Source organism: Porphyromonas catoniae ATCC 51270 (assembly GCF_000565015.1).
GTDB lineage: Bacteria > Bacteroidota > Bacteroidia > Bacteroidales > Porphyromonadaceae > Porphyromonas > Porphyromonas catoniae.
This window is the reverse complement of record NZ_JDFF01000024.1, coordinates 1-13,337: the sequence shown is the minus strand read 5'-3', so window position 1 is coordinate 13,337 and position 13,337 is coordinate 1. Positions and strand designations below refer to the sequence as shown.

The following is a 13,337-nucleotide window of genomic DNA, read 5'->3' as shown; positions in this document are numbered from 1 at the left end:
CATGAGTTTTCCTACAGAGCTAAAGGTCCAACACCTCTCGGCTGGGTATACCAGCAAGCAAGGTCTACATACCGTGCTTGCTGGTATTTCCTTTACTCTCGGAGAGGAAATCACCTCGATTATTGGGCCCTCTGGTGGTGGGAAGTCCACCCTCCTGCACTGCCTCTCTGGCATCTTATCCCCTAGCTCTGGGACTATAATCCTAGGCGAAAGACCTCTTAATCCTCGGGCACATCAGATTGCCCTTGTCCCACAGCAGTACGGACTACTCCCTTGGAAAAAGGTCAAAGCAAATATTCTACTTCCCCAAGCCCTCGGCAAGCGGATTGTCTCGGAGGAACTCCAGAACTCTATCATCCAAACCCTTGACATCGCTCCACTCCTAGACCGGTATCCTGCCGAACTTAGTGGCGGACAGCGACAACGTGTCGCCCTTGCACGAGCTTTCATCATGCAGCCAGACCTGATATTGCTCGATGAAGCCTTCTCTGCTCTAGATATTGCCACAGCTGAGCGTTGCCGCACTCTGTTTCTCAAGCTCTGGGAGAGCTACCCCACTCCGACTCTTGTCGTCACACATAGTCCAGCCGAAGCTGTAGCTCTCTCCTCTCGGACGCTCCTAATCAGCCAGGGAGAGTTACTCGCTGATTTGCGGTATCCCCAGCGAGATGAACTGGAGTCTCGACTACTATATCTCAATGAAACGCTTCAGTAATCACCTCCTACAGCTCCTACTTGGTGCTCTACTCCTGCACCTCATCTGGCTACTGGGCTATGTGCTACTTCGCACTGAGGTCTTACCTGCACCTTGGTTGGTATATCAACACCTCGTTGGGATGGACTGGAGTGACCTACTGCTCCATGCAACAGCAAGCCTAGAGCGAATAGCTTGGGGAATACTTATTGCAACCATCCTTGCTTGGGGAATAGCCCTCACTGTGATTCTAGCACCGCGCCTAGGGAAAGTCTTCTCCACCTTCATCTATTTCTCTTACCCAATTCCTAAGCTGGCCCTGCTTCCCATCGTGATGCTGATTGGAGGGCTTGGGGAAGGGACAAAAGTTGTGATGATTGTACTTATCATCCTTTTCCAACTAGCAGTCTCGATGCGTGACGCATTGCTGACGGTCCCTAGGGAGCATTTTATGCTCGCACAATCACTGGGAGCGAGCACTGCGGGAATACTACGTCACGTACTCATCCCTGCCGTCTTACCGGCCTTCCTCTCCGCTCTAAGGGTTGCCATCGGTACGGCGATTTCGATACTTTTTGTCACAGAGACGTATGGGACGACACTTGGATTAGGCTATTACATCACGGATGCTTGGATGCGGATTAGTTACCTCGACATGTATGCAGGCGTCGTGCTACTGAGCCTCATCGGTGTCCTACTCTTTATCCTCATTGACCTTGCCGAGGTCTCACTCTGTCCCTCTCTCCATCGAGGCAAATAGTCCCCTGTACCCTCTGTTATCCTCTCTTATAGCAGAGATACAAACCTTAACATTCTTCCATAGACCCTTATTTACTTGGCCTTTCCTCTCGATGATACAGGGGAGAAAGAAAGGGCATTTATACCCAAAAGAAAATAAATTAATAAGCTAATAAATAGAGGGTTAAGACGGAAGATAAAGTCCTCTCCACGAGTTATAGTAACTCGTCACACAGAGTTATGGCAACTCGCTGAGAAGAGTTGTGGTAACTCTCTACGACAAGTTATGGTAACTCGTTTTAGTAAGTTACCATAACTCTTTAAGGCCTCTTATTATCAAATACTATATCATTAGTAATCCGCACGTTACAAAAGACCATAGAGGGGAACTGAATCTGGTATTGAGGAGACAAAGAACACTATAGCATATTTATACACCTTCTGTACACAACAGGGGACATGGTAGTATGAATTAGAGCTAGGGATAAATACAACAAGACTAAAACAAACCATTTAAACAGCTGATATCAAACTATTTCACCTCTTAAATTAATTTATTTAATCAATTCTTTTGTTTCGGAAACAAAAGTGCCTACTTTTGTTTATGAGAGGATATAAGACTCCTTGCTGTCTCGACTGATAAGTATAGAGAGACATTCTGTATCTTATCCAAGTTGCACTCTGGAGAGTCTATCAACTGCAGGGCAAGAAAACGTGCATAACAAAGACTAAAGTACACCGTAATAGATGTAAAATTAAATACGTATCAAACACTAACTAACGACTACTCTCATGAGAAAAAGAACACTTGCCCTACTTCTCCTCTTCCTAACGATAGGGGTCACATGGGCACAAAAGAAGCAGATCACCATCTCTGGCACGGTGATTTCGTCGGCAGACAAAGAGCCAGTCATTGCTGCGAGTGTCGTATGTACAGACTTTCCCTCTATAGGAGTCCTTACAGATGTCAAGGGGAACTTCTCCTTCAAAGTCCCCGAAGAAGCACGCACGCTGACCATCAGTAGTATCGGTTATACTACACAAAAGGTTGCAATCTCCTCCTCTCCAATGCATATTATCCTCAAAGCTGAGGAACGCATAACAGAGACCGTTGTAATCACAGGCTATGGAGCGACACGGAAATCGGCCTTCACAGGAGCAGCAACCACACTCTCCACGAAACACATGAAGGACGTTCCCTCCGTATCAATTGAAGATAAGCTCACTGGGGCTATCGCTGGGCTTAATGTCAGTTCTGTCTCAGGACAGCCTGGTAGCTTCTCCACTGTTCGTATCCGTGGTCTTGGCTCAATCAATGCTGGGAATGATCCTCTCTATGTAATTGATGGAGTCCCTGTAAACACGAATAGTGCAACTCAATTTGGTAGCTACAGCTCCGGTGGGGTTAATCCTCTAGCTACACTAAACTCCAATGACATCGAGAACATCACGGTCATCAAAGATGCAGGGGCAGCAGCACTCTACGGGTCTCGTGCAGCCAATGGAGTCATCGTAATAACGACTAAGGCTGGTCGTAGTGGACGGACACACTACTCTTTCAAGGCAGACTGGGGAAGTACAGACATGGCCATTGACTACCGCCCAACACTAAGCGGAGAGGAACGCAAGACCCTCATCGAGGCAGGCTACCGCAAATACTACTCAGAGCTCCGGAATAAGCAGACAGGTCAGCTCCTTTACCCTACCCCCGATCTTGTAGAAGAACAGGTACGCAAAACCACCGAGCCCTCCACCGCCGTCCCTTGGACTGGTCACTACACAGATTGGAGGAAAATCCTACTGCGTAAGGGTAGCGTACAAAACTATGAGTTCAGTGCCAATGGTGGCTCAGAGAATACGAAGTTCTATACCTCAATCTCCTACTCCGACCAAAAGGGGATCTCCCTAGCCTCCTCCTTTAATCGGTTAACAGGCTCATTCAACGTTTCACATACCGATCGTCGCCTAGAGCTGAAGGCTAGGGCTCTCTTTGCAAGGACAACGCAAAACCAGAATAGTGATGGCACAGCCTTCTCAAACCCTATCTACGGGGTATCCACTACTCTTAGCCCATCTACCTATCCACGTAACCCTGATGGCTCGTATAACCGATCTTTCCAAGGTAATAATAACATCAATCCTCTCTTTGCGCTAGAGAAGAACTTTAATCAAGCTAAGATTTTCCGTGCGACACCAACATTGGAGGCTAGTTTCACTATCTTCCCTTGGCTGAAGGCAAAACAGATAGCTAGCTGTGATTACTTCAACACAGAGGAAGCTGTCTGGTGGGATCCCCGCCAAGGAGATGGAGAGGCCTCTAATGGGGTATTCCAGAGAGCAAATAGTGAGTACTATACGTTGACAAGTCAATCCCAACTCTTTGCCGTCAAACAGTTTGGAGAACATAATCTATCCGGAGTTATGAGCTTTGAGGTAGAGGACTATCAGCGACTGGAAAACTATCTATATGGTTTGGACTATCCCTCTTTCCTAAAGAAAGAGATAGAGAATGCAGGGACAAAAAGCGGATCATCCTCAGCGAATTCGAGTCGAATGCTCTCTTACCTTATCAAGGCAGATTACAATTACGCTGACCGCTATATCCTAGCAGCCTCGGCTCGCTGGGATGGTTCCTCTCGCCTTGCACCTAATAAACGATGGGGTCTCTTCTGGTCCCTCTCTGGATCTTGGAACATAAGTAAAGAGTCCTTCATGAAACCCCTAGAAAAGGTACTCTCTGATGCTCGCCTTCGTGTTTCCTATGGTGCAAATGGTACACTTCCCTCCAACTATTATGATCACTTATCTACCTACAGCTTTGGGTACAACTATAATGGAGGAACAGGGTTAACAGAGTCCAGCCTCGGATCTCCTAACCTCTCCTGGGAAAAGAATAAATCCCTTAACGTTGGTGTGGACTTCAAGCTCCTACACCGCTTTGGAGTCTCATTCGACTACTATACACGCACAACTACAGATCTTCTGATTGAGAAGAATATATCAGGGACAACTGGATTCTCAGCAGAGCTGCAGAACTTAGGAAGCATGCGTAATACGGGCTTCGAGCTAGAGTTACGCTCTGCGAACATTACCCTCGATAATTTCTCTTGGAACACAACTCTCTCCGTCGGCCACAACAAGAATACCCTCCTGCGTTATGATGGCAAACAAACCAGAGAGGTAGCTGGACGTATCGTCCACGAAGTAGGATATCCATACAATAGCTATTATATAGCTGAGTATGCGGGTGTAGACCCTACCACTGGGAAGGCAAGCTACTATAAGAATACCCTTACATCCAAAGGAACACTCGACCGAACAATAACAACAGATCCTAATCAGGTCTCTCGCCGTCGAATAGATAAGCCTTACGATCCAGTCATCACTGGAGGGCTTATGAACACCATCTCTTGGGGGCCCATTGACCTTAGTTTCAACCTTAGTTATTCTCTTGGTGGGTATATCTTTGATAATGCGGAAGCACTACACAAAGATGGTAACAGTGAAGTCCTTAATCTTGCCATCCCAAAGATGTATGACCTCAATAAGATGTGGAAGAAACCTGGTGATAATGCTGAGCTACCAGCCTTTGACCCTACAAATACGTTCATTTCATCTACACGCTTCCTCTTCTCCTCAGATCATCTCCGCCTAAAGAGCCTCACGCTGGGAGCTACTCTACCTAACAACTGGGTGAAGAAGATGGGGGTTAACTCAATTCGTCTCTATGCATCAGGAGCAAACCTCCTCACATGGAAGGATAAAAAGCTGGTAGTTGACCCTGAGTTTAGAGGCTTCGTTAGCTATCAAACACCAGCTCTGCGTTCAATCACTTTCGGTGTGCAGGTCGGGATCTAAGAGCTGCATGAAGTTAAATCTTAGTTATGACAATAACTCTCATGAAAAAGAATCGTCTTGCCATCCTTGCTTGCATGTGCATGATGGCTACCTTACCCGCATGTAAGGACTTCCTCAATACAGAGCCTTCTGACTCCCTTCCTACAGATAAAGTACTCTCTGAGTACAGTCTACTTCCCTCAGCTGTAAATGGACTCTACGATGGACTCCAAGGGAATAGTAGAAGCACTGCGTACTACGCTGCTATGTTCCCCATCGCAGGAGATCTAATGGGGGATGACGTACAAGGGGTCCCTTCCGGCTCTCGTGTGAGTTCCTATTACGAGATGTCCTATACCAAGAGCAATGCTCCTGGTATCTGGTATAAGGCTTACAATACCCTCCGTAGAGCTAATCGTCTCATCGAGATGTGCGACAACCTAACGAATGCCTCACCATCTACCAGTCAGGCTGCCCAGATTAAAAGTGCACGTGCTCAAGCCTTAGCTGTACGCGCCCTCGTACATTTCGACCTATGTCGCCAGTATGCTACACCCTATCCATTCTCCAATGATGGTAAAGCTCCTGGTGTGCCTATCCTCGTAACTGTCCCAGAGAATAAGAGTACACCAGGACGTGCTACTCTTGGTGAGGTATACACACAGATCATCTCTGATTTCAAGGAGGCGATAGCCAGTAATGCTCTGAGCGAAACAGACTATGGCTTCATCAGTCTTTATGCTGCAAAGGCTCTACTAGCCCGTGTATATCTATACATGGGTACATCTGAGGGGAACACCGAGGCTCTTCGCCTCTGTAAAGAGGTCATTGAAAGTGGGAAGTATGAACTTGCCTCCACAGTCAGTGAATATAAGACTATCTGGAGCGAACCGGGATCTAAAGAAATGATTTTCTCGATCGTAAACTTCGACACCAAGGACTGGGCAGACCGTGAAGGGCTAGCCTATATCTACAATGTGAATGGCTATTATAATGCTCATATCACCAAGAAGTTCTATGAAGAGATGCTACAAGACCCAGACGATATTCGTTGGAATGTGCTCTGGCCAAGTGAAGGCACAAAGGCCGCTGATGCAATCAAAGGAGTACCAGAGATTAAACCAAATATGAAAATTTTCATCGGTAAATATCCTGGTAAGGCAGCCTATAAGGACATGCGTTCAAACGACATCCCAGTCATCCGTCTAGCTGAGGTCTATCTCAATGCTGCAGAAGCAGCATTCAAGCTCAACGATAAGGCCACAGCACAAACCTACCTCAATACCATCGTCAAGCGTGCCAATGGCTCGAAGTCCGTGGCTCTAGCTGATGTTACACTCGAACGTATTCTCCTCGAGCGAGCAAAGGAACTAGTAGGAGAAGGACACCGTTTCTTTGACCTGATGAGAAATGGGCTCCGATGTGAACGTTTCTATGGTGGTGTCGCAGGCTGGCATGGTACTTTGGATAAGAAAAGCCAGTCCTTTGACCATACATACTTCCGCACAATCCTTCCTATCCCAGAGGCAGAGCTAGATGTCAATCCTACGCTAGCCCAGCAACAGAACCCTGGCTACTAGCCCTCTCCCCTTCTTTTTTCTTCACGTATCCCCAGCCCGAAAGTGCTACTCTTTCGGGCTGGGGATCTTGTATAAGGGTAAGCCAGCAATGAGACTTGGTCATAAGGGGTAGAAGAGCCCCTCTAAAAGCACACATCATCAGCACGGACACTCGTACAATAAATAGCACAGAGGGGGCATCATATCAGGGTTAAAAGTCTGCTAGGCTGGTCAACGATTATTTTTGCCTCTAGAAAGAGGACATATCAAACTAAACAACAGTCAATTACAAAGAAACAAAACTAGGCGTCCACAACTTATGGTAAGTCGTCTTAACGAGTTACTATAACTCGTCAAAAGGAATTACCATAAGTCTTCACGGCGAGTTACCATAACTCGCTAAGACGAGTTATGGTAACTCTCTGCCCACCCCTTATAAACACCCTAAATAGAGGGAAAGGGAAAAGAGACGTGAGGCATCTATCGGACAGCCTTCGACCACGCCTATACCAAGGTGTAGCATAAACTAGGATTTGTCTGTATAATTATCTACATTTGCTCTATCAAATGAACTCTAAATATCTAAGTGAAGATGAAAACATTAAAGGCTTTAATAGGGGTACTCCTCATCACAGGATGTAGCACCTCGATTCTTTACGCTCAGGATCCCCCTCGTGTGGTGGCGCAGCAGGGTGTAGATCACCACAACATCCAACCTCGAGGGCTCAAATGGAAGGTTGCTGTCGGGCGTTTCTCAAATGAAACCCAATACGGCAAAGGAATTTTCTATGACCGTGCTAACGATCCTATGGCTAAGCAGGCTCTAGACATCCTTATGGCTAAGCTCAGTGCCTCTGGGAAGTTCATCCTCTTGGAGCGTAGTGACACGGACAAGCTCGAGGCAGAACTGAAGTCCGGTGAAGGTCAAAAGATTGGCGCGGACTACCTAATCCTTGGTTCCATTACAGAATTTGGTCGCAAGGTAACGGGCAAGGAAGGTCTTTTCTCCTCGGAGAAGAGTCAGACCGTACAGGCTGGTGTAAGCATCCGTATCGTAGATGTCACAACGGGTCAAGTCATCTATTCTGAGGAGGCGAAAGGGCAGGCTGAGACAACGAGCAAGAGTACCCTTGGGCTGGGTGGTAAGGCAGGATATGATGCTACACTGAGTGATAAGGCAATCTCTGGCGCCATAGACCAACTAGTAGAGAATATCATCAATAAATGCACAGACAAGCCTTGGCGCACCTATGTCATCAGCGCAGATGAAGATGGTATTATCTTAGCCGGTGGTGCAGCACAGGGCATTCGTGTAGGGGATACCTTCACCCTGTATAAGCGAGGCAAGAAGGTGAAGAACCCTCAGACGGGAGTCACCTTTGAGCTCGCTGGTAAACCCGTTGCCCAGATACGCGTTGGGAGCATCGCTGGAGATACCCCCGATACTGAGTACTCCATCGTCGAGCTCGTATCTGGCACATTTGATACGAAGGCACTCGATAATTACTACGTACAGCCCTAGTCATATCCTCTAATTAGTCAGTCCTATGAATCAGTTATTCAAAAGAGGTACGGCTCTTATCCTCGCTATGTTTGCCTTCCTCGTCATCGGCGTTTCTTGTGGTACTACAGCCTCGATGTCTGGGGGGCTTAGTGACGAGTCCTACCTCGTCATAGCCGCTTCGCCACTTTACCAAGGGAAGAAGGTTTTTGTCTCTATCGATGACGAATCCACAATCGGTATCGTAGCTGTGCGTCCAGACCAAGTAACTCGCCATGCCAAACGTATTACCATCACTCCAGGTAAACATGTCATCCTCGTACATGATACAGCAGGGCGCAAGATCTTCCAGCAGGAAATATTCGTCTCGACACGATCAACAAAGACGATTACCCTTCGCTAGCTCTACCCTCTGATAGACACCATTCATTTCAACTAATTCTCACTATTATGATCCGAAAGATTGGGAGTATAGCCGCTCTGGCTATACTCCTTACGAGCTGTGGCTCTACGTCACGGCTCTACTCGTGGCACGGCTATGACCGAGTGTCCTACAACGTAGCAAAGAGTCCCACACCCGAGCATCTAAAAGCTCTAGAGCTCACCTATGAGAAACTCATCAACAGCCCCGCAGGCACAAGGAACACACCACCCCCAGGCATCTGTGCTGAGTACGGCTATATGCTCTATAAACAGGGAAAGCAAGCTGAGGGAATAAAACTCATGGAGAAGGAAATTGCCCTCTACCCTGAGAGTAAACTTTTCATCGGTAACATGATTAAACAACTGAAGAAATGAAGCACACATTACGCTCTTTAGCCATTGCCATCCCCACACTCTTACTCTCGCTCTCCACCCTTACCTCATGTGGCGTAGCGAAGGATAGCAACCGAGAGACGCTCTATCCCAAGCTCTACGAAGAGAAGCCTACCTCCATCGTTGTCATGCCTCCCATCAACGAGACCAATCAAGTAGAGGCTAAGGACAACTTCTTTGCTACGCTCATGGTACCTCTAGCTGAGCGTGGATACTACGTCTACTCACCCTTCCTAGCCAAGGAGCTACTCGAGCAGGAGAGTGCAGCCAATGCCGAAGTCTTTCTTGAGGGTGATTTACGTCCTTTTGGCAGGGTCTTTGGTGCAGATGCTGTCCTCTTTACCATCATCCATCGCTGGGAGAAGCAAGCCCTAACCTCCAGCATCAATATTGATGCGGAGTATATCCTTCGCTCGGTACGTACAGGAGAAAACATATTCGCTCGGCGCATCGAAGGTACACTAGATACGAGCGTTGCTGCAGGAGCTGGTGGCGGGATCTTTGGTGTGCTCGTCTCACTCGCTGCGGATGCCCTCAGCACAGCCCTCACAGATAAGGGTATTGTGGCCCAGCTAGCCAACGAAGAAGCGGTCTCAGATATGCCTGTCGGGAAGTACCACAATAGCTACGACAAGGATCGTAAAACACCAGCAAGCCCAGCACACGTCAGGGGCGTTGTACTCCGCCGTAAGTAGAGATCGGCCCCTGCCTTCTCCTACCCATTCACTCTCATATAGCAAGAAAAGAACACCACCGAGGAGGTAGAGTAAATACCACCTCGGTGGTAATTTTTTTGACACCTAGGTGGTAATTTTCTTAGCACCTCGGTGGTAATTTTCTTGACACCTAGGTGGTAAATAATTTACCTACGAGGTTGAATAATTACCAACATGCACCTCATGACAGAGAGGAAGAATGGGTTTCTACTGAGCTTGAGTCAGAAATTTATACTTATCCACTCCTTAAGCAAGAGTAAGGTTCTTTGCCTCTTCCTAGTCAAGCCCTACAGATAGATTATTACCACTTGGATTATCAAGGATTTTTCTAGAAATACAAGGATTATGAAAGACCTCTATAAGGCTATTCCCAAATAGGAAAACCTATCTTCTAATATGATGAAGTATAAGATAAGAATCTTATATTGACTAAAACATTACCTAAAAGGCTCCATAATAGGCTCGTAACTGCTTTAGATGAACGTATTGGAGTATCTCCTAATCCTTAACGCCTCGAGCAGGCTTTCTCATCCTGTTAATGTAGCCCCCGCAGCCACGAGCCTCGGCCCTATTCTCAACCCTAGGGCTTGTGCTATCGCACTATTTATGTCAAGGAGGGGGATTGTACATCATTAGTTTGTTGCTTCTATCGCTCTTCCTTCTTACTTGAAGCAAGAGAAAGATGTTCCACAGAGCATTTGAGAACTTGCTGCATAAATGATGACTGATTAATTGTGATTATACAAAACAAGGAGGGGACACTGCGTGACCTATAGTGCCATGCAGTGTCCCTAACTTATTTTTGTTGTAAAGGGTTGCTTAGTTGAGGTTGTGGGGAATTCGGCTAAGCTTTCGGTAAGACGAGACATAAAGAAAACTTCGAGGAGTAGGACTTCTCTGCGCTATTTTGTTGCTATATGTTTGATGTCTTGCCATTATGCTTAACGAATCTCAGCGACGATAGAAGTATGGGAATAATCATAGATAGCAGGCTAAGACTATTCATAAGAGTAGCGAGCCCGAAGGTTATTACCTCCGGACTCGCTACGTCAGTCGTGTCCACTAAGTCGAGAGCAGACCACAATGTGAATCTGCACTGGTGGATGCTACTCGAGCATTAACCAGGCTTAATCGGAGAGTTCCCCACCATCCTCAATATCCTCAATCGTCCCTTGGACAGAGAAGTTAATGAGGAGGCTAAGCTCAGAGTGCTGGAACGATATTACCTCCACTGAGGGCTTCTGATATATTTTCTTCTGTTTCATTGTCATCGTCTACATTCCGTTTATGTCTTAGTCTTTATTCTTAAAGAGAAGAACTGGATAGCGAGAAGGGTTACTATAAGGCGCTTCGATCTCTGGGGCAGTGTCATATCTTGGGCCAATAGGTGTAGATGAAATACCCTGAGAATCGAGATATACATATGGAGGATAATTCTCCGTATAGCAAATTCTGAAGCCGAAAGTGAGAGGGAGCAAAGGATACTCCGGTATGGAATGCGTCCATATAGAAGGATAGCCTGGGCGATCTGGCCATTTTGCCACTTGTCCTGCCTGTTTCCTATTATAGGTAAAGCCACCATCCCTTCGCTTTGATGTGCTAGGGAGGTATACTATTTCACGCCGCTCAACCTTCGTGCTGGTAGCGAATACATTTCGGTCGCGTACGTCCTTTGCAGTCTGTATGTTAGGATCCGCACCTACAGGGCAAGCTTCAATAACGACCTTATCCCTGTAGTATGAGAACCTATATGCATAGCGAGCAGCGCTATTTAGGAGCCTAATTCGCTTGAGCCCTGGGATCCGCTTCATAGCTTCTTCAGTATAGTAGCCATAACGACGACTTCCCGCTCCTACCACCTTATCAAATAGCAAGGCGTAAACAACAATCTTCTTATTCGGATCCTCCAGGAGGCGTAGTGAACTGAAGACGTATGCCGACGAACGCGGCCAAGACCCATCCTCTGGGTAGCGGTAGTAGGGCGCCGGATCTATGCTCTCTGCTGAATTACCTCGGATAAAGGTGCCGTTTGCATACTCGAATGAATGGGAACCAATCTGTGCAGGATTGGGATGATATAAGTGACCTTGCAACCTTCCATCTTCGTAATAATCTCCAAGACTCAATTGTCCTAGATCGCCTCCTAACACCTTGTCTGCTTTGATATAGATTGGTACGGTGCTGTTAGCCCTAGAGTGAGGCCCGAGGGCTGCTGGATATATAGCGTCTAGTTCGTACTCATTCGCTATATGGTAGCCTGGGATATTCAGTTGCTTCGCTTCCCCATCAAGATAGTATCCCACATTTGTGGTGACTTTAGCGTTGTTCGTGAAGCCAGCGAAGGTAACGGTTGGAGAGACTGCCGTTGGAGTTTGCCCAGCCATTTTACCATCGAAGTATGTCAGCGGATTTGTCATCTCCCGCAGTGTTAATGTGGTTCGCATAAGCTTCCCATCTCTAGAGGTAGTACCATTTGAAAGCATCGGGAAGTCCGTAAATACGGCCTGCCCATACGTCCCATCTACAGGCTCTACATCCAGTGCAATTTCTCCTCTACTATACTGGGCAGGGCTCGTAGCACAATAAAAGAGATACTCATCTTGACTTTCTTCTCCGCTACGAAGTAAGATACCTTGGTTTCCTTCTGGGAACGTGAAAACTGTTGTAGCCGAACCGATTGGGAGTGTAATCTGGCCTGTAGTAGTGTCGTGGTAGAGTAGCCCATTACTAGTAATTCCAAAGGATTCGGAGCGAATAGCTCGTATGTGATAGTCCTTATCTGTGTCATTCTTAATCTTCATACGCAACAGGAAACCTGCCATCTTTAGCGAAAGGTTACGAGCTACGATGTAAGGCATTCCATGAGGGTCGGTTCCACGAACTAAGTTATTCCCTACACTAATTAGAGCGACTGAGGCGCTAACTGGTTGTGTCGTATTAAACTTTTGCAGGACAGTGCTAGGGGTTGTAGAACCTGTTCTAACGAGTAAGCTCACCTTTAGTTGTCCACCCCCAAGAGAGGAGATATCGATATCCTCCATCGCCTGAAACTTCTTTCCATCGGCATCAACCTTGAGGTCTATTTCACCCGATGTATACTGGCCAGTAGAATTGACAATTAGATAGTCTGCTCGTAGCTTCCTATCCCCGGATTTTACCTCAATCTTAACCTTTCCTCCCTGTTCCTTCGGCGTAAGGATCAGACCTCGTGCTTCGCCAAGATCTCCAGAAAGGGAGAGGCGAACCACCTCTTTCTCTCCGGACGAAGGGGAATTGGGCAGATCATCCTTCTTGCACGAAGCAAATGCGACAAGCGCAAGAAAGACAAAGAATACTTTCTTCATACTAATTACTTCTGATTAATTGGATTAAATAATTTGGATTGAATATGAAGCGACAGGGATACGACATGGCTCGTCACGCCATGAAGCATCCCAGCCTCTGTTTATCGTAAAAGGTTGTTTAGTTGGGGGGGG

Annotated in this window: 10 protein-coding genes; 8 read left to right on the top strand and 2 right to left on the bottom strand. The window is 46.9% G+C overall.

The window, feature by feature from the left end; translation table 11 throughout:
* Position 1 precedes the first annotated feature (1 nt).
* The 8 genes from HMPREF0636_RS06385 to HMPREF0636_RS06350 all read left to right on the top strand — a co-directional run bounded on the left by HMPREF0636_RS06385 (position 2) and on the right by HMPREF0636_RS06350 (position 9,840).
* Positions 2–715: an ABC transporter ATP-binding protein gene (locus tag HMPREF0636_RS06385; protein ID WP_052328782.1), complete on the top strand. Its 714-nt coding sequence runs from the start codon at positions 2–4 to the stop codon at positions 713–715.
* Positions 699–1,454 carry an ABC transporter permease gene (locus HMPREF0636_RS06380; RefSeq protein WP_044169248.1) on the top strand — a complete coding sequence of 252 codons (756 nt, stop codon included), beginning with the start codon at positions 699–701 and terminating at the stop codon, positions 1,452–1,454. The genes HMPREF0636_RS06385 and HMPREF0636_RS06380 overlap by 17 nt, the downstream gene beginning before the upstream one ends.
* A gap of 770 nt (positions 1,455–2,224) precedes the next feature.
* Positions 2,225–5,290, top strand: a complete 3,066-nt coding sequence (locus HMPREF0636_RS06375) for a SusC/RagA family TonB-linked outer membrane protein (protein WP_044169246.1) — start codon at positions 2,225–2,227, stop codon at positions 5,288–5,290.
* A gap of 41 nt (positions 5,291–5,331) precedes the next feature.
* Complete coding sequence (locus HMPREF0636_RS06370; protein WP_044169245.1) at positions 5,332–6,849, top strand: RagB/SusD family nutrient uptake outer membrane protein; 1,518 nt, start codon at positions 5,332–5,334, stop codon at positions 6,847–6,849.
* A gap of 571 nt (positions 6,850–7,420) precedes the next feature.
* On the top strand, positions 7,421–8,350 hold the full coding sequence (locus HMPREF0636_RS06365; protein ID WP_044169244.1) for a CsgG/HfaB family protein: 930 nt from the start codon (positions 7,421–7,423) through the stop codon (positions 8,348–8,350).
* 25 nt (positions 8,351–8,375) lie between these two features.
* The gene (locus HMPREF0636_RS06360) at positions 8,376–8,732 is read left to right on the top strand and encodes a hypothetical protein (protein WP_044169243.1); all 357 of its coding nucleotides are present in this window, start codon (positions 8,376–8,378) and stop codon (positions 8,730–8,732) included.
* A gap of 47 nt (positions 8,733–8,779) precedes the next feature.
* On the top strand, positions 8,780–9,127 hold the full coding sequence (locus tag HMPREF0636_RS06355; RefSeq protein WP_005468918.1) for a DUF4810 domain-containing protein: 348 nt from the start codon (positions 8,780–8,782) through the stop codon (positions 9,125–9,127).
* The gene (locus tag HMPREF0636_RS06350; protein ID WP_044169242.1) at positions 9,124–9,840 is read left to right on the top strand and encodes a GNA1162 family protein; all 717 of its coding nucleotides are present in this window, start codon (positions 9,124–9,126) and stop codon (positions 9,838–9,840) included. Before HMPREF0636_RS06355 ends, HMPREF0636_RS06350 begins: the two co-directional genes overlap by 4 nt.
* A gap of 1,148 nt (positions 9,841–10,988) precedes the next feature.
* On the opposite strand, the gene HMPREF0636_RS08485 is transcribed toward HMPREF0636_RS06350, so the two are convergent.
* A complete protein-coding gene (locus HMPREF0636_RS08485) occupies positions 10,989–11,126 on the bottom strand; it encodes a hypothetical protein (protein WP_169728693.1) in 138 nt (45 codons plus the stop codon).
* Between the two features lie 27 nt (positions 11,127–11,153).
* On the bottom strand, positions 11,154–13,205 hold the full coding sequence (locus HMPREF0636_RS06345; protein WP_044169241.1) for a hypothetical protein: 2,052 nt from the start codon (positions 13,203–13,205) through the stop codon (positions 11,154–11,156).
* Positions 13,206–13,337: the final 132 nt, after the last annotated feature.